This is a genomic window from Streptomyces violaceusniger Tu 4113 (genome assembly GCF_000147815.2).
In the GTDB taxonomy this organism is placed as follows: domain Bacteria; phylum Actinomycetota; class Actinomycetes; order Streptomycetales; family Streptomycetaceae; genus Streptomyces; species Streptomyces violaceusniger_A.
The window spans coordinates 4,124,457-4,149,990 of sequence record NC_015957.1; the positions used below are offsets into that span (position 1 = coordinate 4,124,457).

Consider the following 25,534-nt stretch of genomic DNA (forward strand, 5'->3'; position numbering starts at 1 on the left):
CCTGGTGTCAGGAGCGAAACGGCGATCCGCGGAATTCGGGTCGGCCGGTTTGTGCCGTGTGTGTCCCCGGGTTTGGGGGAGGTCATGGACGTTGGATTCCTGAAGCCGTTGTTCGACCGCCCCGGTCCATGGGCCGGTGTGTACATGGACACCTCTCGCAGCACGGAGGACGCGCCCAGGCGGCGCACGCTGCGGGAGCGGTTCGTGGCGGATCAGCTCGCCGAGCAGGGTGCCGACCGCGCCACCTGTGACGCGGTGATCGAGCGGCTGGCCGGTGAGCAGGTGGCCAGGGCGTCCGCGGGTCGGGCGCTGTTCGCGACGGATGGCGAGGTGGTGCTCGACCTGCCGCTGGCCACGTCCCCGATCGATGTGGTGACGTCCTGGTCGATGCTGCCGCGGGTGGCGCCGCTGGCCGCGTTCCGCGGCGAGTGGCCGGCCGCTCTGGTGGCCTTCGTCGACCAGGAGGGCGCCGATCTGGAGCTGCGGGACGACACCGGTAGCCGCCCGGCGGGCCGCGCCGCGGGGAGGCGAGGGCATGGGCGGGGCCACCGGTCGGTGCCCGCCGACCGCCACGAGTGGCACTACCGCAACCGGGTCGGGAACACCTGGGAGCTGACCGCCGATCGGGTGGCCGACGAGCTGGTGCGGCAGTGGTCGGACGGCGACGCCGAGCTGCTGATCCTGGCCGGTGATCCGCGTGAGCGCCGGGCCGTACGCGACCGGCTGCCCGAGCCGCTGCGCGCCACGATGGAGGAGATGCGCCACGGCAGCAGGGCCGCCGGCTGCTCCGAGCTGCTGAACGCGGAGATCGACCATGCCCGGGCGGAGCACGCCCGCGCCCATCTGGAGTCGGTCCTCGACCTCTTCCGCGCCGGGCGGGGCCGCCCCGGCGGGCCGGGCCCGGGCGGGCACGACGGCAACGGACCGTCGAGCAGCGGGGCCGCGGAGGGGGTGCCTGCGGTCGTGGAGGCCATGCGCAGCCATCAGGCGGCCACGCTGCTGCTGGGGACCGCGGGGGGCGATATGCGCCATGAGGTGTGGATCGGCCCCGACGCCGATCAGGTGGCCGTGCAGCGCTCCCAGGCGCGCGCCATGGGCGTCAGAACGCCCGAGCCCGCCCGCGCGGACGACGCGCTGATGCGGTCCGCGGCGGTGGCCGACACCGAGGTGCTGGTGGTGCCCGAGGGACTCCAGGGACCGGCCGGGGGCCTGGGTGCGGTGCTGCGCTGGCACGCCTGACGAGGCGCACGACGGCTGACGAGGGCCACGAAGCCCGACGAGGCGCGCGGCGCCGGGCGCGGAGTCTCAGCGCCCGGCGCCTCACCGCGGATGACCACCCGGATCCCGGAGAGCAACCCGCACCGCGAATGACCCCCGATGTGCCGGAAGGGCCATTTCTCGGCGGGCCTGGTTGACATGCCTCCCTCAGCTCTCTACCGTCCGTAGATTGTTAGGAAACCTACTTAACCAATGCTCTGCCTGCCTTCAGGGAGACATCCGTGGTCCTCCGTCCGGCACCATCCCGGCGGCGGGCGCGAGCCCGCGTCCGACGCGCCCTGACCGCCTCGCTCGCCGTCGGCGGCCTCCTTCTCACCGTCTCCCTGACCACGGGCGCCGCGCCCCCGCGCCCCGGGACGGCGGCGGGCGCCCCCGCCCCGGTGACCCGGGTGGGCGGGGCGCCGGGCACCGCGACTCCGCTCGCGGGCTTCGCCACGCAGTCCTCGGCCAAGGTGTCGGACACTCCCGCGGCCATCTCCACGCCCGGCTATCCCACGTCCGGCTGGCACCCCGTGGGCCCCCGGTCGACGGTGCTCGCCGGGCTGCTCGACGCCGGCACGTACCCGGATCCGTTCTACTCGACCAACCTCAAGAAGATCCCGGCGGCCGACTTCGCCGTCCCCTGGTGGTACCGAAGCGACTTCACCGTGGCCGACCCCTCCCGCCGCACCTATCTGGACGTCAGCGGTGTCGTGTCCGCCGCCGATGTGTATGTCAACGGCGTCCAGGCCGCCACCAAGGACCGGATCGCCGGCGCGTACACCCACCATGAGCTGGACGTCACCGACCTGGTCAAGGCGGGCACCAACACCGTGGCGTTCCGTGTCCAGCCCAACGATCCGCGCAAGAACCTCACGATGGGCTGGATCGACTGGCTGCAGCCCCCGCCCGACGAGAACATGGGCATCGTCCGCGATGTGCTGATCCGCCGCGGTGGCCCGGTGGCCCTGCGCGACGCGCATGTGACGACCCGGCTGGACACCGACTCGCTCGCCTCCGCCGAACTCACCGTCAAGACCCAGGTCCGCAACGACTCCGGCGCCACGGTCGCCGCCACGGTCTCCGGTACGGCCGGCCCCGCGGACATCAGCCGCACGGTTTCGCTCGCCCCGCACGAGACCAGGACCGTCACCTTCACCCCCGACGACGTTCCGGCACTGCGACTGGACCGGCCCAAGGTGTGGTGGCCCGCCGGGATGGGCGATCAGCCGCTGTACGACCTCGACCTGACCGCCACCGTCTCGGGCACCCCCTCCGACACCGCTCACCACCGCTTCGGCATCCGCGATGTCAAGGCGCCGCTGAACGCCGACGGTGCCCGTGAGTACCGCATCAACGGACGCCCGCTGCTGATCAAGGCGGGCGGCTGGTCCCCCGATGTGTTTCTGCGCTGGGACGCCCGCTCGGTGGAGGACCGGCTGAAGTACACCCTCGACCTGGGGCTGAACACCGTCCGTCTCGAAGGTCATATCGAGCCGGACGAGTTCTTCGACCTCACGGACCGCTACGGCATCCTGACCCTCCCCGGCTGGGAGTGCTGCGACAAGTGGGAGGGCCAGGTCAACGGCGATGAGACGGGGGATAAGTGGAGCGCCGCCGACTACCCCGTCGCCAAGGACTCGATGGCCGCCGAGGCCGCGCGGCTGCGCGACCACCCCAGCGTCATCTCCTTCCTCATCGGCAGTGACTTCGCCCCCGACGCCACCATCGAGAAGAACTACCTCGACGCCCTCGAGGCGGCGGACTGGCCGAATCCGGTGATCTCCGCCGCCTCCGCCAAGTCCTCCCCGAAGCTCGGAAAGTCCGGCATGAAGATGACGGGCCCCTACGACTGGGTCCCGCCGGACTACTGGTACGCCAAGCGGGAGGGCGGGGCCACCGGCTTCAACTCCGAGACCAGTGCCGGACCCGACATCCCCACCCTGGACACGCTCCGGCGCATGATGTCCCCCAGCGAACTGGAGACCCTGTGGCGGGACCCGTCGGCCAAGCAGTACCACCGGTCCCCCTCGGACACCTTCGGTGACCTCAAGCTGTTCGACAACGCGCTGATCGGCCGCTACGGGCCGCCGACCGGGCTGACGGACTATGTGCGCAAGGCGCGGCTCGCGCGGTACGAGGCGGTGCGCGCCCAGTTCGAGGCGTACGCGCGCAACTTCTCCGACGCCTCCCGGCCCGCCACCGGTGTCGTCCACTGGATGCTGAACAGCGGCTGGACCTCGCTCCACTGGCAGCTCTTCGACCGCTATCTGGACCAGGGCGGGGCCTACTACGGCGCCAAGAAGGCCAATGAGCCGCTGCACATCCAGTATTCGTACGACTCCCGCTCGGTTGTCGTGGTCAACAGCCGGCACACCGCCGCCACCGGTCTCACCGCCCGGGTCAGCCTCTACACCCCCGACGGCACCCGGAAGTTCGACAAGAGCGCCACCGGTCTTCGGGTGCCGGGCGACGGTGGCAAGGCCACCGCGCTCACCGTCCCGGCGAACGTGAGCGGAGTGTCCGGCACCTATCTGGCCAAGCTCCAGCTCACCGATGGCGCGGGCAAGGAGATCGGCCGCAATGTGTACTGGCTCTCCACGGAGCAGGACGTGCTCGACTGGGACAACACCGACTGGTACTACACCCCCACCACCTCCTACGCGGATCTGACCGGGCTCGACGACATGGCCGAGGCGCCCGTGTCCGCCACCGCCACCACGACCGGCGGGCCGGACTCCACCGCCACCACGACCGTCACCCTGCGCAACACCGCGAGCCGCGGCACACCGGCGCTGCTCGTGGACGCCCATCTGGTGAACGGCTCGGACGCGCCCGTCCTGCCCGTGCGCTGGTCGGACAACGAGGTGAGCCTGTGGCCGGGGGAGTCGGTGACGCTCACCGCCACCTATCGCACGGCGGACCTGGGCGGTTCGGCCCCCTCGGTCCGGATCTCGGGCTGGAACACCGCCACTCGTACCGTCCCCGCGGCGGCCAAATCCCGCTGATCGGCCCCGCCCTGAAATCGTGTCGAAAGGAATTTTTTCGGCGAGTCCGATGCATGGAGCAAGTTCACACTTTTGTATGCTTTCTCCAGCGCGTCGTTCCCCCGTGTCGGACAGTCACTGTCCGTACGTCCACGAAAGGGGCTCCATATGCACACCATGGAGGTTCGCCCACCGGTACCCAGCCGTTCCACCAGCAGATGGCGTCGATACGGCCGGCTCGCGGCCGCCAACTTCGTCCGCGGCGCGTCGTACGCCTGCGGCACCGCGGCCATCGGCCTGATGGCGTGGTGGGTGCAGACCCGCTGACCCGCCCCGCCACCCGTCCCGAGCCGGAGCCCCTGACCGTCCCGCACCGTCGCGGCGGCCGTGAGCGGCCATCGCGACGGTGCGGCTACGCCTGCGGATGCGGCTGTGAGCGGAAGCGGGGGAAGTGCAGCCCCCGGTGCTCCGCGCGCGGAGCACCGCCGCCGAGCTGGGTGCGCAACTGGATGCCGTGCATGATCTCGATGATGCCCAGGGCGAGCAGCCAGATGCCGGCCACCACGGTCAGCGCCGTGATCGAGCCGAAGGGCGCCACGATCAGGATGATCCCGCCCAGGATGGTGAGCACACCGAGGAACAGATGCCAGCCACGGGCGGGCATGCCCTCACCGGAGATCGCCGTGGCGGTCTGCATCACGCCCCGGAGCAGCCAGGCGAAGCCGATCCACAGCGCGAGCAGCAGGATCGACTGGGCCGGGCCCCGGAAGCAGAGCAGTCCGAGCAGCACGCTCAGCGCCCCGGTGACGAAACTCAGTACCCGCAGATGCCTCGGTATATGCGCACCGAAGGCCCCGACCAGCTGAAAGATCCCGCTGATCAGCAGATAGGCGCCGAACAGGGCGCCGACCACCACCAGGGTGGCCCCCGGCCACACCAGCACCATGATGCCCAGCGCGATCGCCACCAGACCTGTGGCCACCAGGATCTGCCAGGCGGTGTCGGAGAGCATGTTCTGCAACGTGGCGTACGGGGTGTCCTCGCCGAAGGGCCGCTCTCCCGGCCGGCCGGAGGGCTCCCCTCTCGGCTGCTCGGCGCCGTGCGGACTGTCGGAGGAGTAAGTCATGGTCGTCCACCTCCTGGGGGAACAGGATGGCCGTGGCCCCACACAACCATCGTCCCCCCGCGCCCGTCCCCGCGCCTGATGACACCGGGTAGTGCCTCGCGGGCGGCGGTCACGCATGGCAAGGTGGTGGATGAGGCCGTGTCCTGGGCGCGTCATAGGGAGGCCCGCATGGACGACAGGGAGTTTTTCCAGACAGTGGCGGACCGCACCCAGCTCTCACGGCAGGAAGCGGCCGATGTCACCCGTGCCACGCTCGAGACCCTGGCGGCCCGCCTCAGCGCGGGCGAGGCCCGCGATCTCGCCCTGGAACTGCCCGAACACCTCCGGGAGTCCCTTAAGCGTGGGCCGGCGGAGATGGAGATCTTCGGCCCCGGTGAGTCGGTCCGCAGGGTGCATGAGCGCACCGGGCTGTCCGAGTCGGAGGCCGACCGAGGTGTCCGGGCGGTCCTCGCCACGCTCCGGGAGGCGGTTTCCGCCGAGGAGTACGAGCACGCCATGTCCCAGCTGGGCAGCGAGTTCGCGAGGATGGCGGAGTCCGTGCGCTGACGCGTCCGCGGACGCGCGGCTCATATGGCCCGCCAGCCGCTCCACCGGCCGACGGTGACCTCCACGACCGGCCCGCGCGGTGGCCGGTCCCCGTACTGGGCCGGGTAGGTGTCCACGAGCAGCCGGATGTATTCCGAGGACAGCGCCGACTCGTCCGCCGGGGGCAGGACGCGGGCCGTGCCGTCCCCCCGCGCCCACCACAGGTGGTCCCAGTTCTCGTCGTAGTCGTCTACCAGGAGACATACGGCGGGGTGGGCGCGGATGTTGTCCAGGCGCCTCAGCCGCGTCGTCCGCTTCGGCTTGTGGTCGACGGCCGTCACCACGGTGTCGCCGGTCAGCGCGAAGACCACCGGTACCAGATGCGGGCGGTCCTCGGCGCCGACGGTCGCCAGCCGGGCCAGCCTGGCCCGGGCGAAACGCTCGCGCGCCTGCGCGCTCGTCAGCTGTGGCATCGGGGCTCCCGGTGGCTCACCGGAACCGGTTGGCGACCTGGGCCATCGCGTCCAGCCGTGCGATCGTCTCCGCCTCCGGCATCGTCGGCAGATAGAAGAGCACCCGCTCCACACCGATGCGCTGATACCCCTCGACCACGTCGGGGTCCTCGGGCACCGCGTACACCGTCACCGGCACCTCGCGGCCGGCCACCTCGCGCAGCCGCTCGATCTGCGGGCGCAACTGCTCGGGGGATTCGCTGTTGGCCAGCCAGGCGTCGCCGAGCTCGGCGATCCGCCGGAACGCGGCGTCGCCGCCACCCCCCACATAGATCGGCGGATGTGGCCGCTGGACGGGCTTGGGCCACTGGAAGACGGGGTCGAAGTTCACGAACTCCCCGTGGAATTCGGCCTTCTCCTTCGTCCACAGCTCACGGATGGCGCGCAGTCGCTCGTTCACCAGCCGGCCCCGGGTGGAGGGATCCGTGCCGTGGTTCTCCATCTCCTCACGGTTCCAGCCGGCGCCGACCCCGAAGACGGCTCTTCCATCGGAGACCAGGTCGAGGGAGGACACTTCCTTGGCGGTGATGATCGGGTCCCGTTGCGCCACCAGGGCGATACCGGTCCCCAGCAGCAGATGGCGGGTGACCGCGGCGATCGAGGCCAGCGTCACGAACGGGTCGAGGGTGCGGTAGTAGATCTCCGGCAGGTCTCCGCCACCCGGATAGGGGGTGCGGCGCTCCACCGGGATATGGGTGTGCTCCGCGAGGAAGAGCGAGTCGAACCTGCGCTCATCGAGGGCCCGCCCCAGGGGGGCGGGCCGGATGCCCTGGTCGGTGACGAACGTCGATACGCCGAATTTCACTGCGGCTCCCTGGGAAGGTGTGTCGATGATCTACGGGAACCACATGGGTACCCGGCCCGGCGGAAACCACAACGGTGCGCACGAGTGACACGGTGTGCCCGCCGGCAGAAACGCGGTGTGTGCCTTGCGGTCGACGGGAGACCGCGGCCTTACGACCGGCGCTCACCCGGGCCGAGCAGGACACCCCGCCCCGCGTAGAACCGCCCGAGGTCGGCCCAGGGGACCTCGGCGAAGCGCTGGGAGCCGTCTGGGAAGCCCGACGGGTTGTGGACGAGGAGATGGCCCGGGGTGGCACCGACGGCCAGCACCAGATGGCCGCCTTGGTGCGGTGGCCGCGGGTCCAGGGTGCGCAGCGAGGGGTGGACGGACAGCATCGCGAGCCGCCCGGCCGCGAGATGTTCCGGCAGCTCCTCGGCCGGCAGCCGCGGCCGGGACTCGGCGAACAGCCCCCAGCGCCGCCGTGCGTAGGCGGCGAACGGAGCGTAGCTGAGCCCGTCCACCCGGTCCGGGTGGCGCACATAGGCCCCCGCCTCGACACACTCCTCGGCGAGCGTCACCGCGGGCGGCGCGGTGCCACGCCAGTGGTCCAGGGCCATGCGCAGACACGCCATCCCGCACAGCCGCCATGACCAGAACGCGTACTCCTCCCGGCTCGCCGCCCCGGACTTCTGCCACAGCGGGTCGTCGGCCGCCGACAGGGTGCCCGCGATGATGTCGGGCACCAGGGCGGCCGACTCCCACTGGGCGTAGTAGGGGACGGGATGGGTGAGGGAAACAACGGGATGGGTGAGGGAAACAGGGGCCTCGGACATGTGCGCCAGTCTTCCCGAAATCCGCCCGACCCGCCGTGGCCGTCGGTCAGCCGCCGGTGGCGAAACCCGGGAAGAGGGTCATGCCGCCGTCGACGTAGATGGTGGTGCCCACCACGTAGTCGCACAGGTCGGAGGCGAGGACCACGGCGGCGTTGGCGATGTCCAGGGGGTCGCCGATCCGGCCGTACGGGATGAGCTCCAGGAGGGCGGCCCGCGCCTCGGGGGTCTGCCAGGCACTGCGGTTGATCGGGGTCTTGATGGCGCCCGGCGCGATCGCGTTCACCCTGATCTTGTGGGGCGCGAACTCCTGGGCCAGGGTCTGCGTCAGCATCGCCACGCCGCCTTTGGAGGACGCGTAGTTCACATGGCCCGCCCACGGGATGGTCTGGTGGACCGAGCTCATGCAGATGATTTTCCCGGCCGCCCGCGACACCTCCGGGACCACACCGCGCCGCAGGAACTCCTTGATCGCCTCCCTGGCGCACAGGAACTGGCCGGTGAGGTTGACGGAGATGACCTTCTCCCACTGCTCGAGCGTCATCTCCACCGTGGGGGCGTCCCGCTGGAGCCCCGCGTTGGCGACGAGGACGTCGATCGTGCCCAGGCGGTCGATCATCGTGGACACCATGTCGATGACCTGGTCCTCCTGGGACACATCCGCCTGATGGGCGTAGGAGCGCACACCGTGGCTCTGGATCTCGGTGACGACGGCTTCGGCGGCCGGCCGGTCGCTGACGTAGTTGACCACCACATCCGCTCCGGACCGCCCCAGGGCGATCGCGGTCGCCTTCCCGATCCCCGAGTTCGCCCCGGTCACCAGCGCCTTCTGCCCCTTGAGGAGTTCCGGGGCGTGCACCGGAGGAGGACGCTCGGGATTGGTGTTCACTGGCTTTCGTCTCCTTCGCTTGGGCGTCACCCGCCGCACCGACCCTCGCAGTCCGTGGGGGGAGCCGCCGCTCCCCACGGCGCCACGGTCACCCACTAAGGCGATGCACATCGTTCCAGCGGCGCAACCCGTGCCCTTCCCGGTCGGTCCTCGTTCAGCCGGCATCGGCCAGCGCCTGGTCGCGCAGCGTCGAGCAGGTGCGGTTGATGAGCCGCGAGACGTGCATCTGCGATATGCCGAGCTGCTCGGCGATCCGGCTCTGTGTCATATCGCAGAAGAAGCGCATGTAGAGGATCTGCCGCTCCCGCTCGGGAAGCCGGCTGAGACCGGGCCGCACGGCCTCGCGGTCCACTACCCGGTCGTACGCGGCCTCCTGGGCACCGAGCGTGTCGGCCAGGGAGTAGCCGTCGTCGGAGCCGGTGAGCTGGGCGTCCAGGGAGAGCGGGGTGAAGCTGCCCATGGCCTCCATACCGGCCCGCACCTCCTTCTCGGTCAGCCCGGTGCGCTCGGCGATGTCCTGGGTGCGCGGCGGCCGGTCGTCCGCTGAATGGGACAGCTCCCGGTGGGCGGCCCGCACCCGGTTGCGCAGGTCCTGGACCCGGCGGGGGACGTGCAGCACCCACAGATGGTCCCTGAAGTGGCGCTTGATCTCGCCGACGATCGTGGGCACCGCGAACCCGGCGAAGGCGGTGCCGTGTTCCGGGTCGTAGCGCTTGACGGCCTTCACCAGACCGAGCGCGGCCACCTGCTCCAGGTCCTCCAGGGATTCGCCGCGGTTGCGGTACTGCCGGGCCAGCCGCTCGGCCATCGGCATCCACGCCTCCACCACCCGGCGGCGCAACGCCTCCTTCTCCGGCCCGTCGGGAAGACGGGCCATTTCCGCGAACTCGGCGCTGGTGTCTGGCGCGTCGTCATGCGCGTGCTTCGTGGGGCCGGTCTGGGGCCGTGCCATATCCTGCGTCGCGGTCGTCACGGAACACACCTCCTGCGATGGGTTGACGGGTCACTTGGGACCGGGGGTGCATCGCGGGAGGTTCACGGGGACGTGCTGACCGGCGCGCCGCCGCGATGTGGAGCATTGCAGACTGCTCCCGCGGTGCGTGCCTACGGTCCGAAGCACGAATATCCGCCTGCCCTGGGCCCCGAGCGGGCAAACAAAGTTCTTCCCCGACGGGTCCGCGCGGCGGCGCACCGCGGCGAACACCTGCCCCGAGCGGCCGCCGTGGGGCCGGGCTCAGCCCAGCAGCGCGGCGACCGTCATCAGCACCGGTGCCGCGAGCAGCGTGGACAGCAGGATCGACTCACGGGCGAGGATGGTGGCGGTCTCATACCGCGAGGCGTACGTGAACAGGTTCTGAGCGGCCGGTAGCGCGGAGGTGACGACGGCGGCGAAGAGCGCCGGGCCGCCCAGCCCGAACACACCCGCCGCGATGGCCCAGGCCACCACCGGCTGGGCGAAGGACTTCAGCGCCACGGACAGCAGCACCGGCCCGCGTTCCGCGCCGCGCCCGGGGAGTTGAGTGCCCGGCAGCGAGATACCGAACGCCAGCAGGACGGCGGGAACGGCCATGCCGCCCAGCAGCGAGAGCGGTTCGGTGACGGGCCCGGGGATCCGCCAGCCCGCCGCGGACACGAGGACGCCGGACAGCGAGCCGATCACGATGGGGTTGCGGAACGGCGTGGTCAGCCTGCGGATCAGCGAGGGCCGCCGGTCGGGTCGGCTGAGATCGATGACGGTCAGGGCGATCGGGGTCATGACGAGTTGCTGGAAGAGCAGCACCGGCGCGATCAGGCTCGCGTCGCCCAGGACGTACATCGCGATGGGGATGCCGAGGTTGCCCGCGTTCACATAGCTCGCGCACAGCGCGCCGATCGTCGTCCGGCCCACGCTCCACCGCCGTACGGCGCCGACGGCGACGAATGTGCCCGCCACCACGAAGGTGCTCAGGGCGGTCACCAGCAGCGGGGTGGAGATGATGGCGGAGAGGTCGGCCTTGGAGAGCGTGGTGAACAGCAGCGCGGGGGAGGCGATATCGAACGAGAGCTTGGTGAGCACCTCCCGGCCGTGGTCGCCGAGAGAGCGGCGGAGCCCGATGACATAGCCGACGACGATGATGGCCGCGATGACACCGAAGCCGGTGATCACACCGCCCACTGGGCCTCCACCCCACCGTGGCCGGAGCGGCCCGGGCGGTGTGCCGCGGGGGCTCGTCCGCTCGTCGTGGTGGTCGAGGGCCAGGGCGCGGCGGTCATCAAGGGCGTCTTCCGGGTGCGTAGCGGTCAGCATGCACCCTACAAGTAATTCGGCCGCGACGCTGGTGAAGTCGGTTACCGGGCGCTGGTCAGGGGTCAGGTGATGGTGAGAGTGCGTCCCCGCTTCGCCAGGGAGCTGTTGCCCGCGAAGACCCGGATCTCGCCCTTCTGCAGCAGAAACCTGCCGTGCGGGTCCTGGGTCCAGAAGCCCAGCTCCTCTGCGCTCAACCGGAAGCGGACGGTGGTGGTTTTCCCGGCGCCGAGGCTGACCCGGCGGAAACCGCTGAGCCTGCGCACCGGTTGCACGATGCTCGCCACCGGATCGCGGATGTACAACTGCACCACCTCATCGCCCTTGCGGCGCCCGGTGTTGCGCACCGCCACCGCGACCTCGACGGTGTCGCCCTTGCGCAGCGCCTCGGCCCGGACGCGGCTGACGCTGAGCCGGGGTTCGCCGATGTCGAAGGTGGTGTAGCTGAGGCCGTGGCCGAAGGGGAACTGGGGCCCGTGGGCCAGGTCCAGATACTTGGAGGTGTAGTGGTTGGCCCGGTCGTAGGGGCGTCCGGTGTTCTCGTGGTTGTAGTAGATGGGGATCTGCCCGACCGTGCGCGGGAAGGTCACCGGGAGCTTGCCACCGGGGTTCACGGTGCCGAAGAGCACGTCCGCGATGGCGTTGCCGCCCTCGATCCCCGGATGCCATGCCTGCAGCACGGCGGGGGTGCGGTCCAGCCAGCCGCCCATCGTCAGCGGACGTCCGCTGAGCAGCACCACCACGAACGGCGCGCCGGTGTCCGCGATCGCGGTGATCAGCCGCTCCTGCCGGCCGGGCAGGCCGAGGTCGCTGCGTACCGACGCCTCCCCGCTGAGCGTCGCCGCCTCCCCGACCACCACCACGGTCACATCGGTCGCCCTGGCCGCCGAGGCCGCCCGGGCGATGCCCCGGGTGCTCCGGCCGGACGCGTCCACGCCTTCGACATGGCTGACACTGGCCTTCGGCGCCGCGTCCTTGACCGCGTCCAGGACGGTGACCGGGCGGAACGCGTCGGCCCATGTCCCGGCCCAGGAGCCGCGCAGGTCGGTGGAGTCGGCGAAGGGCCCGACGACGGCGATGGAGCCCGATCGGTCCAGCGGGAGCGTGGACTTCTCGTTCTTGAGCAGCACCATGGTGCGCCCGGCCGCCTCGCGCGCCGCCGCCCGGGACGCCTTCGTGGGCCCGGCGATCGCCGTGTCCTCGTCCGCGTAGGGGTGCTCGAAGAGCCCGAGCCGGAACTTCAGGCGCAGGATACGGGCCACCGCGTCGTCCAGCCGGTCGGTGGTGATCTGCCCGCTGCGCAGCAGCCGCTTGCCGTACTCGTTGATGGTGGTGCTGGCCATCTCCATGTCGATCCCGGCGTTGAAGGCCAGCCGGGCCGCGTCGGAGCGGTCGGCGGCGTAGCCGTGGACGATCATTTCCTGGACGCCGTTGTAGTCGCTGACGACGAAGCCGCGGAAGGCCCACTCCTCCTTGAGGATCTCGGTCAGCGCATGCCGGTAGCCGTGCGCGGGGACCCCGCTGACGGTGTTGAAACTCGCCATGACGGTGGCCACCCCGGCGTCCAGGGCCGCCCTGAACGGGGGCAGGTAGAAGTTGCGCAGCCGGGCCTCGGAGACGTCCACCGTGTTGTAGTCGCGGCCGCCCTCGACGCCTCCGTAGGCGATCATGTGCTTGGCGCAGGCCGCGAGGCGATGCCGGGAGCGGAGGTCGTCGCCCTGGTAGCCGCGGGTTTTGGCGGCCGCGAGCGCCGCCGCCAGATACGGGTCCTCGCCGTCGCCCTCGGCGATCCGCCCCCAGCGCGGTTCATGGGTGACGTCCATCATCGGGGAGAACGCCCAGTGCACACCGTTGGAGCGGGCCTCCCTCGCCGACACCTCCGCGTCCCACTCGGCCACCGCGGGGTCGAAGGCGGCGGCCTGGCCGAGGGGGATGGGGAAGGTGGTCCACATGCCATGGATGACATCGAGGCCGAAGATCAGCGGAATGCCCAGCCGGGACTTCTCGACGGCCATCCGCTGCAGGGTGTTGGTGGTGCGGGCGCCGTAGATGTTGAGCACGGAGCCGAGCCTGCCCCTGCGGGCCGCCTTCTCCGCGGCGGCGGTCTGCCCGCCGCCGGGTCCGGTGTCGCCGGTCCAGGCGAACTGCTGGAGCTGGCCGAGCTTCTCGTCGATGGTCATCCGCGCCATCAGGGCCCGGATCCTGGTCTCATACGGGCCGGATTCCGGCCCCGGCCGGGGCGCGTCGGAGGTGGGGGCGGGCGGGGCCTGGGCACGGGCCATCGCGGCCTTGCCCGCGATGGCCGTCCCTCCGGCCGCGGCGAGCACCGTACGTCTGCGCACATCATTCATGGTCTTTGTCCTGGCCTTCGGCGATCTGTTGTCCCCGAGTCCGAGTTCCTCAAGACCATGCTGGTCACGACCCTGTGCGGGATGCGGGCCGCCACCTTTGCCGTGGGTCTTCTGCCAACGTACGACAGGATCGGCGTCCGGGCTCCCGGTGCGTCCGGGGCCGTGCGCGCGGGCGCCCTGCTGTCCGCACTGTTTCCGGGACTGTTCCGCGACTGTTCCGGCGAGGCGCAGGAGGGCGATAATGAAGTCAACGGTTAACCGTTGACTCGTGCCGGTCCACGCGCCAGAAGGAGCCCGTCGGTGCCCATCACCTCGCTGCAGCAGCGGTCCCTCGGCGATCTGGTCGCGCATGAGCTGCGGGTCCTCATCGTTTCAGGACGGCTGCGCCCCGGCACCCACCTTGTCGAAGGGGCCCTCGCCGAGCAGTACGACGTCAGCCGCGGCCCGGTGCGGGACGCGCTGCGTCAGCTCGAGGCCGAGGGGCTGGTCGAGGCGCGCCGCCGCGGGGTCTTCGTCACCGGGCTCACCGAGGACGACGTCGAGGAGCTCTATACCCTGCGGGAGTCCCTGGAGACGCTCGCCCTCACTCTCGCCATCGGCCGGGCGGGGCCCGGCGACTGGGAACCCGCCGAGCGCTTCGTGCGGGACATGCGCGACGCCGCGGACCGCGCCGCGGCCGGTGACTTCGCCCTCGCCGACCTGGAGTTCCACTCCCAGTTCTATGTGCTCTCCGGACACCGCAGGCTGCTGGCGGTCTGGGAGCAGTACCGCCCCACCTTCGGTGTCATCCTCGACGTCACCAACGCCCAGGACGTCGATCTGCGCCCCTTTGCCGGGGCCCATGCCGACCTGCTGGCGACCGTGCGCGCCGGCGATGTCGAGCACGCCGCCACCACCCTGCGCGAACACCTCCTCGGCGCCAGGAACCGGCTCCGCGCCGCGCTGCGCTCCGCACGAGCGGCGGCCGGCCGGGGGTGAACCGCCGGTCCCCGAAGGGACACCGGAGGAACATCGCCACCGCGTCGGCCAAGGGCGCCGCGGCCCCCGTCAGGCTCAGGCCTGGCGCTCGTCCATGCCCGCCATCAGCGCCTGGTGGCTCATCCGCACATGCTCCCGCATCACCCGCTCCGCGCCGTCGCCGTCCTTGGCCTGGATCAGGTTGAGGACGCGATGGTGCTCGTCGTCGGACTCGTCCAGCCGGCCGGGCCGGGACAGCGAGGTGCGCACCAGCCGGGCGTAGGCAAGCTGGTTCATCAGGGTGCGGTAGTGCGCCTCCAGCTTGCTGTTGTCCGCGCCCACCACGATCAGATCGTGGAACTCGTGGACCAGCGCCGCGTATTGCTCGGCGTCGCCGTTCCGGACGGCCGCGTCGGCCGCCTTCATATTGGCCTCCAGCCGCTCCACTTCCGGTACGTTCCCGCGGAAGGCGAGCAGCCGGGCGGCGGCGCCCTCCAGCAACTCCTTCATCTGGAACAGCTCGGTCAGCTCGCGCCGGGACGGTACCGCGACAAACGTTCCGACCCGTGGCCGCACCTCGACCAGCCCCTCGATCTGGAGCTGCTTGAGGGCCTCGCGGATGGGTGTCCGGCTGACGCCGAAGGTCTCGGACAGTGCCATCTCGGAAAGGCTGGAGCGGGGCGGCAGTTCACCACTGATGATCATCTGCCGCAGCTCTTCGGCGACCCTCGCCTGCATGCTGGTCTGCTGAAGCCGCTTTCCGGTGGGTTGTTGCATGGCACGAGACCCTAGAGGCGGCCGTCGCACCTCGTCAACTGAGGCGTCGGAGGAGAGATCCACCGAAGATGCGCTCGGGTGTTGTGCCATACAAGAACCCTTCCTCGACCCAAGACCGGATCAGGACTTCAGGATGAAGGGATCCCCGGCGGGCTCCTCACTGATGTTGATCCAGACGCTCTTCAGCCGGGTGTACTCCCGGATCACCTCCGTGCCGTGCTCGGTCCCCATCCCGCTGGTCTTGAACCCGGCCCGCGGCGACATCGGCGACATCGAGCGATAGGTGTTGGCCCACACCGTCCCGGCCTCCAGCCGGGCGGCCATCCGGTGCACCCGGTTCACATCCCGGGTCCACACACCCGCCGCCAGGCCGTACGCGGAGTCATTGGCGATCGCCAGGGCCTCCTCCTCGGAGCCGAAGGGCATGACGGTCGCGACCGGCCCGAAGATCTCCTCCTGGCAGATCCGCATCCCGTTGTCGGTGCCGGTGAAGACGGTGGGGGAGTAGAAGTACCCGTCGAGGCCCGTTTCCGGCCGCCTGCCGCCGCAGACCACCTTTCCGCCCTCGGCCTGCCCCAGCTCGACATACGACTCGACCTTCTCCAGTTGCTCGGCGAGGGCGAGCGGGCCGAGCTCGGTGGTCTCCTCCAGCGGATCGCCGACGCGGATCGTGGCCGCCCGCGCCGTCACCCGCTCCAGGACCTCGTCGTACGCCTCCCGGTGGACCAGCACCCGGCTCCCCGCCACACAGGTCTGGCCCGCGGCCGCGAAGATGCCCGCGATCACCCCCATGGCGGCCGACCCCAGATCGGCGTCCGGGAAGATGATGTTGGGCGACTTACCGCCCAGCTCCAGCGTGCAGCCGATCAGCCGGTCGGCGCAGGTACGGGCGATCCGGCGGCCGGTCCCGCTGGAGCCGGTGAAGGTCACCTTGGCCACGGCCTCGTGCTCGGTCAGCGGCGCGCCCGCCTCCGCGCCGTACCCCGTGACCACATTGACCACTCCCGGCGGGAATCCCGCCTCTTCGAAGAGCGGTGCGAGCGCCAGCAGCGAGGCCGAGGTGTGTTCCGAGGGCTTGACCACCACCGTGTTCCCCGCGGCCAGGGCCGGGGCCAGCTTGGTGGCGGTGAGCAGCAGCGGGGAGTTCCAGGGGGTGATGGCGCCGACCACGCCCACCGGTTCGCGCAGGGTGTAGTTGAGCAGCTCGCGGCCGGCCCCGGGGATCACCTCGCCCTGGATCTTGTCGGCGAGTCCCGCGTAGTAGTAGAAGTACTCGGGCAGCCCGGCGAGTTGGGCCCGCATCTCCCGCAGCAGCTTGCCGTTGTCGAGGGTCTCGGTACGGGCCAGCCGCTCTGCGTGCTCACCGATCAGATCGCCGAGGTTCCGCAGCAGCCGCCCGCGCCGGGTCTGGCTCAGATCGCGCCAGCGCGGATCCTCGAAGGCGGTACGGGCGGCGCCCACCGCACGGTCCACATCGGCGGCGGTGCCGCGCGCCACCTCGTACCAGGGTTCGGCGGTGGCCGGGTTGACGCTGGCGAAGTAGCCGCCGTCGGCGGGGGCGGTCCACTCGCCCGCGATGTAGTGGTCATGGCGCGGCAGAGGGTTCATGAGCGGTGGGACTCCTGTCCGGTGTGGGCTCCGGTGTCGGTTCCGGTCTGAGCTCCGGGGCGGGATCCGGTCTGAGCTCCGGGGTGGGATCCGGAGTGGGATCCGGGGTGGGATCCGGTGTGGGCTCCGGTGTGGGTGAGGATCACGTCGGCGAGTTCCTGGGGGCACTCCAGCGGCAGCAGATGGCGGGCGCCCGGCAAGATCACCGCCCGGCCGCCGGGGATCCGCCCCGCCAGCCGCTGCGACATGGCCGGGGTCGAGCCGGGGTCACGCTCGCCGGTCACCGCCACGGTGGGCGCGGCGATGCGGGGCAGCCACCGCCACAGCCCGGTGTCGGCCGTCGCGAAGACCCGGTAACACGCGAGGTAGGAGGCCCGGTCGTTGGCCAGCAGCGTGTCGAGCACCCGCTGCGCCAGATCGGGGTCCTGGGCCCGCCAGGCGGGCGAGAACCAGCGGTCGACCGCCGCCCACGCGGACGCCCCGAAGTCCTCGGCGGCCAGCTCCTGGCGGCGGGCCACCGCCTCCCGTTCCTCCTCCGACCGGCCCGCGACCGAGCTGACCAGGGTGAGCGAGGCGGTGAGGTCCGGCCGGTCCAGCCCCAGCCGCTGGGCGACCAGGGCCCCGAGCGAGAAGCCGACGATATGCGCGGGTCCGCTCAGCAGCTCCGCGACATCCTCGGCCAGCTCGGCGAGGGACACCCCGGCCGCCGCGGCCGGGGAGGCGCCGTGGCCACGCAGATCGACCAGCGTCACGCGGTGCCGGGCGGCCAGCGCGGGCAGACAGCGGTCCCACATGCGGCGGTCGAGGCCCACGCCGTGCAGCAGCACCATGGGCGCTCCCGTGCCATGGGACTCATGGGCGAGCGCCACCGGTGCCCGGGCCCCCGCCGGGGCCGGCCCGCCGGGAGCGCCCGCCCCCGGTGCCCCGTCGGGAGCCCGCACCGCGTCCATGCCGCTCACCGCTCCGTCGACAGCGGGGCCAGCCGGGCCTGTGGGCGGCCCTGGGCGGCCGCCGCGAGCCCGATGACGATCTCGTCGGCGCGCGGTCCGTCCGCCACCCGGACCTCGATGCTCTGGTGGTGCGAGCGGATGGTGGCGTCGGTGATGTGCTTGAGCGGAATGTCGAAGACCGTCCCCGCGGCGGCCCGCTTCTCCACGGCCGGCAGCAGAGTGGTCGCGTTCGCCGCCCGGCGGAAGTGGTCGCCGAACTTCAGGGTGTGGATCAGCGCGGAGCCGTGTTCGATCTCCCCGTCGAGCCCCACGATCGCGGCCTTGCCGTACGCCTCCACCGGCGCGTCCAGCGCCTCGACCACGCGGGGCGCCAGCAACTCGCCCAGCTTCGGCGCCGCCTCGTCGATCCCGGGCAGCAGATCCGCCACAAAGCCCTGACCGGCCCAGGGGTTCTCGATGACGGCGAGCACCACCGCCGTACGGGCCGGCGGGTCCACCGGGCGGCCGCCCTCGCTGTGGATGTCCTCGGTGAAGGTGATGATCTTGCGAATGTTCACGTCGCAGTCTCCAGGTCGTCCAGATCGGCGAGGCGGATGAGGGGGTCGGTGGCGCGGTCCCCGATCCGGGCGTTCGGGCGGGGGCCGGACGCCCCGGCCGCGATGACGACGATCTCGTCCGGGCGGGGCGCGTCGGGGATGCGGATCTGGCAGGTCTGGTAGTGCGAGCGGGTCGCGGCCGCGGTCTTGTGCCACAGCGGCACGGTCAGCGGCTCACCGGCCGGAAGCCGGTCGTCGCTGAAGACGATGATCGAGGTGCCCTCGGTCAGCTCGCGGAAGACATTGCCGAAGAAGGGGGTGTGGATCAGCGCGCCGCCGTGCTCGATCTCCCCGTCGAGCCCCACGATCGCGGCCTTGCCGAAGGACTCGATCCGGTCGACCCCGCCCAGCGCCTCGCTGATCCGGCCGGTGAGCAGCCGGGCCAGCCCCGGTGCGATCCGCTCGACCTCGGGCCCCAGATCGGCGACGACGCCGCCACCGGCCCAGGGGTTGTGGATCACCGCGGCCGCCGCGACCCGGCGCACCGGCACCGCGACCGGGCGGCCGAGCTCCAGCATCAGCTCATCGGCGACGGTGACGACCTTGCGCAGCCGCGCCTCAGCCATGACCGCCGCCGGTGGTGAACTGCGGCATGACCTTCTCGGCGAACAGCTCCAGGCTGCGCATCGCGTTGCGGTGCGGCAGACCGGGGTGGGTGGTCCACAGCAGCAGATGCTCCAGACCCACCTCGTCGCGCAGCTCGGCGATCTTCTCCGAGACGTACTCGGGGGTGCCGACCAGCAGATTGCGCCGCTGGAGGAAGTCGAAGGACAGCTCATGGGCGTCGGTGAGCTCCTCGCCCGCCTCCATGAGGTTGCCCAGCCCCCGCCAGTGCATGATCCACCGGTAGGTGGTCATCAGCGCCTCTTCGCATTCGGCGCGCGCCTGCTCCATGGTGTCGGCGACATACACATCGCGCACCAGGCCGATGCCCTCGCCCAGCGCGTACTCGCGGCCCGCCGCCTGGCTCGCGGTGTCCCGGTAGAGCTCGAACCGCTCCTTGAGCGCGGAGACCGGCGGCAGCCAGAAGAGCCCCTGGACGCCGTCTGCCGCCGCGGCCTTGATCGAGCGGGGGCTGTCGATGACCTGCCACAGCGGAGGATGCGGCCGCTGCAACGGAAACGGCGTGACCTGCATCTTCGTGATGACACCGGCCTCGGTGTAGTCCGGGGTGGCGGGGGAGAGCGGGTGGTTCCACTTCACCCCGGGGGCGGGGAACTCGTAGAAACGGCCCTGGTGCGAGAAGAACTCGCCGCTCCACGCCTTGCGCAGGACCTCCACGGTCTCGTCGTACAGCGCGCGGTTCTGTTCCTGGTCGCGCGGATCGGCCAGGGCGTTGAGGTTGAGCGCCTCGCGGCCGTACAGCCCCCGGCCGAGACCGACCTCGACCCGGCCCCCCGAGAGCTGGTCGAGCATCGCGATGTCCTCGGCGAGCCGCAGCGGATGCCAGAAGGTGGCGATGGAGGCCGCCTGGCCGATCCGGATATCCGTCGTACGGGCGGCGATGTCCGCCCCCATCAGCACCGGGTTCGGGGTGATCTCGATCGCCTCGTGCCCGAAGTGGTGCTCGGTGTACCACGTGGACCAGAAGCCCGCCCGGTCCGCGGTGACCGCGAACTCCCGGGCCTCCGCCATGACGTCGGCGTACTCGCCGAGGCGGCCCGGGGCACCGAGGTTGTGAAATATCGAAAAGCGCATGCAGCGTCCGTCCTGTTCTTCCGGCTCACGCTGTGCCATGGCAGGGAGGCTAGGAGTCCGATTCTGGCTCCGTCAAGGGCTGCGATCGAGGCAACTACTTTTGACCTGTGTCTTTGCTGTTCGGACGGGTCTTGTAGGCCCTTTTCCGCTTCATTCATCCCTAGGTGTTGACAGCGACTGATGCCCCTTCCTACGGTCCTCTGCCATACAAGAGCTGAGTGAGGGAAGACGTCATGACGCACACTCTTGACCGCACCGCCCGCATCCGCTCCACCTGGCAGGCCGTCTGGGACCAGGGCCAGGTCGACGCGCTCGACCAGTTGCTCAGCCCCGGCTATGTACGCCGACGCGGTCCCGCCGCGGCCGCCCAGGACCGAGAGCAGTTCAAGGAGTCGGTCCGCGCCATCCGCCGGGCCTTTCCCGATCTCCATACCGAAATCGAGGAGATCGTCGAGGAGGGTGAATCGCTGGCGATCCGCTGGCGCAGCACCGGCAGTCACACCGGCGACTTCCTCGGCGTGCCGGCCACCGGCAGGCCGGTCGAAGTCTCCGGCGCCACCTTCACCCGCTTCGACCACGGTGTGGTCAGCGAGGAGTGGGTGACCTGGGATCCCCGGCAGTTGCTGGAGGCGCTCGGGATCATCACCACCACCCAGCGAGCGGCAGTCGACGCCGATCTGGTCCGTGGGGTGCACCGTAAGTTCATCACCGGTGTCACCGTCGTGACCTGCCAGGACGACGGCAAGCCCCGAGGTCTCGCGGTGAACGCGTTCGCCAGCATCTCGCTGGATCCGCCGATGGTGCTGGTCTGCGTGCAGCGCACCTCCACCACCCACCCCGCGCTGCACCGGGCCGGCCATCTGGGGATCAACATCCTCGCCGCCGGCCAGCTCGACGTGGCCAAGACCTTCGCCTCCAAGGCGGACGACAAGTTCGCCGGGCTTGCCTGGACCCCAGGGGAGTTCGGTGCCCCGCTGATCGACGGGTCCTGCGCCCAGCTCGAGGTGGAGATCGGCGAGCGGCTGGAGGCCGGCAGCCACACCGTCTTCACCGGCCGGGTGGTCTCCGCCCGCCATGCGGAGCTGGCCCCGCTCGTCTACAGCGGCGGCGGTTTCTTCGACATCTCGCAGACCGCGCCGCTGCCGTGGTGAGAGGCCGCCGCCCGGATCCGTACGCCCACCGGTCCCCCCTGACGTCCACTCCTCCCGTCCCAGGAGCACGCCCATGACCCACGACGACACGGCGCCGGTGTACGGCAGCGCGGTCACCAAGGTGGAGCCCTTCGGGGTCGACCACATCCCCGACAACGAGCGGCACGGCAAACCCAGTTCGCAGTTCTTCGTCTGGTTCGCCGCCGGTCTCAACTTCCCCATCATCCTGCTCGGGTTCAGCGCGGTCGGGCTCGGTCTCAGCTTCGGCGGCGCCGTCGCCGCGATCGTGGCCGGCGCGGGTCTCGGCTCGCTGCTGATGGCCGTGATGTCCCGGATGGGCGTACGGCTGGGGGTGCCCCAGCAGATCCAGGCGCGTGGTCCGCTCGGCTTCTTCGGCAACTTCCTGCCGGTGGCGTACATCAATGTGTTCGCCGGGGTCGGCTGGGCGGCCGTCACCGTGATCCTCGGCGGCAAGGCCATCGCCGAGCTGACCCATCTGCCCTTCTGGGTCTGTGGGTTGACGCTCACCCTGGTCGAGCTGGTGGTGTCCATCTACGGCTACAACATGATCAATTTCCTGCAGCGGGTGCTGACCTATGTGCTCACCCCGCTGTTCGTCATGATCACGGTGGTGGCCCTGGTGCGGGGCGCGGGCACCTTCGGCGCCGATCCGAAGGCACCGGACTACGTGGGCTCCACCGGTGGCTGGATCACCTTCGGCGGCTGGTTCCTCTCCTTCCTCGTCGCCTGGGCGCCGTTCGCCTCGGACTACTCGCGCTATCTGCCCGACTCGCCACGCGTGGTGCGCCGCACCGCCTGGTACACCGGGCTCGGCAACTTCGTCACCATCTGCTGGCTCGGCATCCTCGGTGTGCTCCTCGGCTCCAACGCCTCCAGCACCGACTCCATCACCGCCCTGCACGAGCTGACCGGGCCGTTCGCCATCCCCGCCCTGATCGCCATCGGGCTCTCGGCGCTCGCGCAGAACTTCCTCAACGTCTACGGCGGCGCGATCTCCGTCCAGACGCTGAAGGTGCCGGTCACCCGGACCCAGGCCGTCACCCTCATCTGCGCGCTGGCGTACGGGATCAGCCTGTGGGGACACTCCGGGATCGAGGACAAGTTCTCGGTGTTCCTCAACCTCACCGCGTACTTCATCGCGCCGTTCGCCACCGTGCTGCTGCTCGACTACCACCTGGGCGGCCGCTCCGACCCCAGCCGGATCGCGGAGCTTTACGACCGTGGACGGGTGCTCTCCTGGGGCTTCGTCGCCTGGGCCGGCGGGGTGGTGGCCTCGGTGCCGTTCTGGCAATCCGACCTGTACACCGGGGCGTTCGCCTCGGCGTATCCGCACGCGGGCGATCTGAGCATGTTCGTCGCCGCGGCCGCCGCCGCGGTGCTCTATCTGCTGACCTACCGGCTGCGGCCGCTGTGGACGCGCGATGTCCCCGCCACGCCCGGGCCCCGGCCGGAGAAGACGGCGGCGGTGGCGGGCTCCTGACCTCCCGGCAGTGCAGGGCCCGGGGCGGGCGGCGTCGCTACGGCGTCGCCCGCCGCCGAGTTGGGGCCCTCATCCGGCACTAGGATGCGGTGGATGGCGGCAGAAGCGGGGGACGACGACAAGGCGCTGGAGCGGATCATCGCGGTCCGGGCGCGGGAGTACCGGCAGGCGGCCGGGGCGTCGGTCGGTGGGATGGCCCAGCGGGTGGGCATCTCCAAGGCCATGCTGTCCAAGATCGAGAACGCCCAGACCGCCTGCAGCCTCACCACCCTCTCCCGGCTCGCGCGCGGCCTGGGCGTGCCCGTCACCGCGCTTTTCCGCGGGATGGACGACGAGCGCGAGGCGGTCTTCGTCCCGGCCGGCCACGGCGCCCGCATCGTGCGCCGCGGCACCCGGATCGGCCATGAGTACGCCCTGCTCGGAGCCCTGCGCGGCAGCAACAAGCGGATGGAGGCGCTGGAGGTCACCCTCACCGAGTCCAGCGAGGTGTTCCCGCTCTTCCAGCACGGCGGCACCGAGCTGATCTACATGCTCGAGGGCGTCATGGTCTACGGCCACGGCAAGTCCAGCTACACGCTGGGGGCCGGTGACGCGCTTCAGTTCGACGGCGAGGCGCCGCACGGCCCGGAGAAGCTGATCACCCTGCCCATACGGTTCCTGACCGTGACGGCCTTCGGCGACACCCCGCACCACTGACCCATCCCGTCCCCTCCCCGGCCCGCTACCGCCTCCGGCGGGAGGACGCCGGGCGCTCGGCGGGGGCGGGGTCGATACAGCGCGACTGGGCGTGTTCGTAGACCATCGTGCTCTGCACATCCGCCACCTCGCGGCGCTCGGTGAGGCGGTCGATGACGAACGCGTACAGCCCATTGGTGTCCGGCACCGCCACATGGATGAGGAAGTCATGGGCGCCGGAGGTGACGAACAGGCCGATGGTCTCCGGTAGCTGGGCGGCCCATTCCCGGAAGCCCTCGATGACCGGCCGGGACGGCGGGCGGATCCGCACCGAGATCAGCGCCTGGACGGGGCGGCCGACCGCCTCCAGATCGACGGCGGCGTGATAGCCGCTGATGATGCCGCGCTCCCGCAGCGCCCGGACCCGCTCCAGGGAGGTCGACGGCGAGACCCCCGTCCGCTGGGCCAGCTCGCGATTGGTCTGGCGTGCATCGTTCTGCAGCTCCCGCAGAAGAGCGCGGTCGAGTGCATCAAGTTCCACGAATGCGCTCCTTTGCCTGAGGAAATTCGGCGGGCCGTGCCACTGCACGGATGGATGGGTACCGTCCACCACATCCACCACATTAGCCATCGACAAGGAGTGCCGCTCGTGTCCGTTCCCCAGCTGACCGACGAGGATGTCCGCACCGATCAGTCCACCCGGCAGGCGAAGCTGAAGTGGGTGATCGTCGTGGCCGAGGAACTGCCGGCGGGCCGGGCGGTGAACGCCGCCGCCTGCATGGCCGCCGCCGTCGGCCGGGCGATGCCGGAGCTGCTGGGGCCGGACGGCCGGGACGGGTCCGGCGCCGGCCACCCGGGGCTGCCGTGGGCCGGCTGCTCGATCCTGGTCGCCGGCCCCGAGACGCTGCGCGAGCTGCGCGCGAAGGCCGCCGGGAAGGACGACATCTTCCTCGTCAACATGCCCGGGCAGGCCCAGACGTCACGGGTCTACGACGAGTACCTCGACAGCCTGGCCGGTACCAAGACCGAGGACCTCGACTATCTCGCGCTCAGCCTCGTCGGCCCGCGGAACAGGGTGAGCAAGCTCATCGGGAAGCTGCCTCTGCTGCGCTGACATCCGCGCCGCCGGTCGCGGCCGGGTCGCCCAGGGCGTAGGGGGAGAGGATGTCGGCGATGGCCCGGTTGCGCGGGGTCGCGACGTCCAGCTCGGCGCCGAGGTCGGCCACCGCCCCGCTGAGCCAGCCGAGTTCGAGACGGTTGCCGCGCAGCAGGTCGTTGTGCATGGAGGACGTCATCGCGGCGGGCAGCGTGTCGCAGAAGGCGAGCCGGTCGTCGGCGAAACCGGGGTCCAGGGCCACCCCCTTGGCCCGTCCCACGGCGACCACCTCGTGCATCACCTCACGCAGCAGGGCCCGCGACCCGGGATCCCCGCGGACCACCCCGATCGGCTGCCGCACCGCCGACGTCGTCCCGGAAAGGCCCACCAGGAAGACGAACTTCTCCCAGATGGTGCGCTCGATGTCCGCGCTGATCTCGGCGTCGATACCGGCCGCCACAGCGCGGTCGAGGAAAGCGCGGGCGCGCGGGGACTCCGTACGGTCGTACTCGCCGAACACCAGCCGCTGCAGCGTGCCGTTGTGCACCACCACCCCGGGCTCCTCGATGAACGCCGAGATATAGCCGACCCCGCCGAGGACGGACCCGGCCGGCAGATGGCGGCGCAGCACCGTGTCCTTCTGGACCCCGTTCTGGAACGACACGACGGCGGCGCCGCCTTCGGCGAGGGGCGCCAGTTGCCGGGCGACGTCCTCGGTGTCCCACAGCTTCACCGCCACCATGACGAGGTCCGGGGCGTCGAGGTCGGAGATGGACGGCACCACCGCCTCGGACGGCACCCGCAGATCGCCCAGCGGGCTGCGCACCGTCAGCCCCTTCTCCCGGATCGCCGCGAGATGGCGGCCCCGTGCCACGAAGGTGACGTCGTCACCCGCGGCGGCGAGCCGCGCGCCGAAGTATCCGCCGACGCCACCCGCGCCGATGACCGCGATCCGCATGATGTGCCCTCATCCTCAGCCG

Annotated in this window: 26 protein-coding genes; 10 read left to right on the forward strand and 16 right to left on the reverse strand. The window is 70.9% G+C overall.

Annotated elements, in window-relative coordinates:
- Positions 1–84 precede the first annotated feature (84 nt).
- The 3 genes from STRVI_RS17680 to STRVI_RS52710 all read left to right on the forward strand — a co-directional run bounded on the left by STRVI_RS17680 (position 85) and on the right by STRVI_RS52710 (position 4,571).
- Positions 85–1,239 carry a hypothetical protein gene (locus STRVI_RS17680; protein WP_014057034.1) on the forward strand — a complete coding sequence of 385 codons (1,155 nt, stop codon included), beginning with the start codon at positions 85–87 and terminating at the stop codon, positions 1,237–1,239.
- A gap of 260 nt (positions 1,240–1,499) precedes the next feature.
- Complete coding sequence (locus tag STRVI_RS17685) at positions 1,500–4,265, forward strand: glycoside hydrolase family 2 protein (RefSeq protein WP_014057036.1); 2,766 nt, start codon at positions 1,500–1,502, stop codon at positions 4,263–4,265.
- Between the two features lie 147 nt (positions 4,266–4,412).
- Positions 4,413–4,571: a hypothetical protein gene (locus tag STRVI_RS52710; RefSeq protein ID WP_014057037.1), complete on the forward strand. Its 159-nt coding sequence runs from the start codon at positions 4,413–4,415 to the stop codon at positions 4,569–4,571.
- An 85-nt stretch (positions 4,572–4,656) separates the two neighbouring features.
- Here the strand turns inward: STRVI_RS52710 and STRVI_RS17690 are convergent, their stop codons facing one another.
- On the reverse strand, positions 4,657–5,370 hold the full coding sequence (locus tag STRVI_RS17690) for an HdeD family acid-resistance protein (protein ID WP_014057038.1): 714 nt from the start codon (positions 5,368–5,370) through the stop codon (positions 4,657–4,659).
- A gap of 168 nt (positions 5,371–5,538) precedes the next feature.
- On the opposite strand from STRVI_RS17690, the gene STRVI_RS17695 reads away from it, so the two are divergent.
- Positions 5,539–5,916 (forward strand): DUF2267 domain-containing protein, encoded by a 378-nt coding sequence (locus STRVI_RS17695; RefSeq protein WP_014057039.1) that lies wholly within the window; start codon positions 5,539–5,541, stop codon positions 5,914–5,916.
- Positions 5,917–5,936: 20 nt separating this feature from the next.
- On the opposite strand, the gene STRVI_RS17700 is transcribed toward STRVI_RS17695, so the two are convergent.
- From STRVI_RS17700 to STRVI_RS17730, 7 genes are all read right to left on the reverse strand, one after another.
- Positions 5,937–6,368, reverse strand: coding sequence for a TIGR03668 family PPOX class F420-dependent oxidoreductase (locus STRVI_RS17700; protein WP_014057040.1), 432 nt, complete (start codon positions 6,366–6,368; stop codon positions 5,937–5,939).
- A 16-nt stretch (positions 6,369–6,384) separates the two neighbouring features.
- Positions 6,385–7,212: an LLM class F420-dependent oxidoreductase gene (locus STRVI_RS17705; protein ID WP_014057041.1), complete on the reverse strand. Its 828-nt coding sequence runs from the start codon at positions 7,210–7,212 to the stop codon at positions 6,385–6,387.
- A gap of 149 nt (positions 7,213–7,361) precedes the next feature.
- The gene (locus tag STRVI_RS17710; protein WP_014057042.1) at positions 7,362–8,024 is read right to left on the reverse strand and encodes a C39 family peptidase; all 663 of its coding nucleotides are present in this window, start codon (positions 8,022–8,024) and stop codon (positions 7,362–7,364) included.
- Positions 8,025–8,070: 46 nt separating this feature from the next.
- Positions 8,071–8,910 carry an SDR family oxidoreductase gene (locus STRVI_RS17715; protein ID WP_014057043.1) on the reverse strand — a complete coding sequence of 280 codons (840 nt, stop codon included), beginning with the start codon at positions 8,908–8,910 and terminating at the stop codon, positions 8,071–8,073.
- Positions 8,911–9,064: 154 nt separating this feature from the next.
- A complete protein-coding gene (locus tag STRVI_RS17720) occupies positions 9,065–9,862 on the reverse strand; it encodes a SigB/SigF/SigG family RNA polymerase sigma factor (RefSeq protein ID WP_043239055.1) in 798 nt (265 codons plus the stop codon).
- 282 nt (positions 9,863–10,144) lie between these two features.
- Positions 10,145–11,065, reverse strand: a complete 921-nt coding sequence (locus tag STRVI_RS17725) for an AEC family transporter (protein ID WP_014057045.1) — start codon at positions 11,063–11,065, stop codon at positions 10,145–10,147.
- Positions 11,066–11,259: 194 nt separating this feature from the next.
- Positions 11,260–13,545: a glycoside hydrolase family 3 N-terminal domain-containing protein gene (locus STRVI_RS17730; RefSeq protein WP_014057046.1), complete on the reverse strand. Its 2,286-nt coding sequence runs from the start codon at positions 13,543–13,545 to the stop codon at positions 11,260–11,262.
- 57 nt (positions 13,546–13,602) lie between these two features.
- Here STRVI_RS17730 and STRVI_RS53490 point away from each other — a divergent pair, with 57 nt between their 5' ends.
- Together STRVI_RS53490 and STRVI_RS17740 are read left to right on the forward strand one after the other, a co-directional pair.
- Positions 13,603–13,803, forward strand: a complete 201-nt coding sequence (locus STRVI_RS53490; RefSeq protein ID WP_043236083.1) for a hypothetical protein — start codon at positions 13,603–13,605, stop codon at positions 13,801–13,803.
- A gap of 42 nt (positions 13,804–13,845) precedes the next feature.
- Positions 13,846–14,523 (forward strand): GntR family transcriptional regulator, encoded by a 678-nt coding sequence (locus tag STRVI_RS17740; protein ID WP_014057047.1) that lies wholly within the window; start codon positions 13,846–13,848, stop codon positions 14,521–14,523.
- Between the two features lie 75 nt (positions 14,524–14,598).
- Here STRVI_RS17740 and STRVI_RS17745 read toward each other — a convergent pair whose 3' ends face one another.
- The 6 genes from STRVI_RS17745 to STRVI_RS17770 form a co-directional block, all read right to left on the reverse strand.
- Positions 14,599–15,279 (reverse strand): GntR family transcriptional regulator, encoded by a 681-nt coding sequence (locus tag STRVI_RS17745; RefSeq protein WP_014057048.1) that lies wholly within the window; start codon positions 15,277–15,279, stop codon positions 14,599–14,601.
- Between the two features lie 120 nt (positions 15,280–15,399).
- A complete protein-coding gene (locus tag STRVI_RS17750; RefSeq protein ID WP_014057049.1) occupies positions 15,400–16,887 on the reverse strand; it encodes an aldehyde dehydrogenase in 1,488 nt (495 codons plus the stop codon).
- The gene (locus STRVI_RS17755) at positions 16,884–17,837 is read right to left on the reverse strand and encodes an alpha/beta fold hydrolase (RefSeq protein ID WP_208949245.1); all 954 of its coding nucleotides are present in this window, start codon (positions 17,835–17,837) and stop codon (positions 16,884–16,886) included. Before STRVI_RS17755 ends, STRVI_RS17750 begins: the two co-directional genes overlap by 4 nt.
- A 5-nt stretch (positions 17,838–17,842) precedes the next feature.
- Complete coding sequence (locus STRVI_RS17760) at positions 17,843–18,394, reverse strand: amino acid synthesis family protein (protein ID WP_014057051.1); 552 nt, start codon at positions 18,392–18,394, stop codon at positions 17,843–17,845.
- On the reverse strand, positions 18,391–18,999 hold the full coding sequence (locus STRVI_RS17765; RefSeq protein WP_014057052.1) for an amino acid synthesis family protein: 609 nt from the start codon (positions 18,997–18,999) through the stop codon (positions 18,391–18,393). The genes STRVI_RS17760 and STRVI_RS17765 overlap by 4 nt, the downstream gene beginning before the upstream one ends.
- A complete protein-coding gene (locus STRVI_RS17770) occupies positions 18,992–20,170 on the reverse strand; it encodes an LLM class flavin-dependent oxidoreductase (protein WP_106685678.1) in 1,179 nt (392 codons plus the stop codon). The genes STRVI_RS17765 and STRVI_RS17770 overlap by 8 nt, the downstream gene beginning before the upstream one ends.
- A gap of 194 nt (positions 20,171–20,364) precedes the next feature.
- Between STRVI_RS17770 and STRVI_RS17775 the strand changes: the two genes are divergently transcribed.
- The 3 genes from STRVI_RS17775 (at position 20,365) to STRVI_RS17785 (ending at position 23,479) form a co-directional block, all read left to right on the forward strand.
- On the forward strand, positions 20,365–21,282 hold the full coding sequence (locus STRVI_RS17775) for a flavin reductase (protein ID WP_014057054.1): 918 nt from the start codon (positions 20,365–20,367) through the stop codon (positions 21,280–21,282).
- Positions 21,283–21,355: 73 nt separating this feature from the next.
- Positions 21,356–22,783, forward strand: coding sequence for a purine-cytosine permease family protein (locus STRVI_RS17780; protein ID WP_014057055.1), 1,428 nt, complete (start codon positions 21,356–21,358; stop codon positions 22,781–22,783).
- A gap of 93 nt (positions 22,784–22,876) precedes the next feature.
- Positions 22,877–23,479 (forward strand): helix-turn-helix domain-containing protein, encoded by a 603-nt coding sequence (locus STRVI_RS17785; protein WP_014057056.1) that lies wholly within the window; start codon positions 22,877–22,879, stop codon positions 23,477–23,479.
- Between the two features lie 25 nt (positions 23,480–23,504).
- Here the strand turns inward: STRVI_RS17785 and STRVI_RS17790 are convergent, their stop codons facing one another.
- On the reverse strand, positions 23,505–23,999 hold the full coding sequence (locus tag STRVI_RS17790) for an Lrp/AsnC family transcriptional regulator (RefSeq protein WP_014057057.1): 495 nt from the start codon (positions 23,997–23,999) through the stop codon (positions 23,505–23,507).
- A gap of 108 nt (positions 24,000–24,107) precedes the next feature.
- Between STRVI_RS17790 and STRVI_RS17795 the strand changes: the two genes are divergently transcribed.
- Positions 24,108–24,572 carry a DUF2000 domain-containing protein gene (locus STRVI_RS17795; RefSeq protein WP_014057058.1) on the forward strand — a complete coding sequence of 155 codons (465 nt, stop codon included), beginning with the start codon at positions 24,108–24,110 and terminating at the stop codon, positions 24,570–24,572.
- On the opposite strand, the gene STRVI_RS17800 is transcribed toward STRVI_RS17795, so the two are convergent.
- Positions 24,544–25,512 (reverse strand): ketopantoate reductase family protein, encoded by a 969-nt coding sequence (locus STRVI_RS17800; protein ID WP_014057059.1) that lies wholly within the window; start codon positions 25,510–25,512, stop codon positions 24,544–24,546. The genes STRVI_RS17795 and STRVI_RS17800 overlap by 29 nt on opposite strands.
- Positions 25,513–25,534 lie beyond the last annotated feature (22 nt).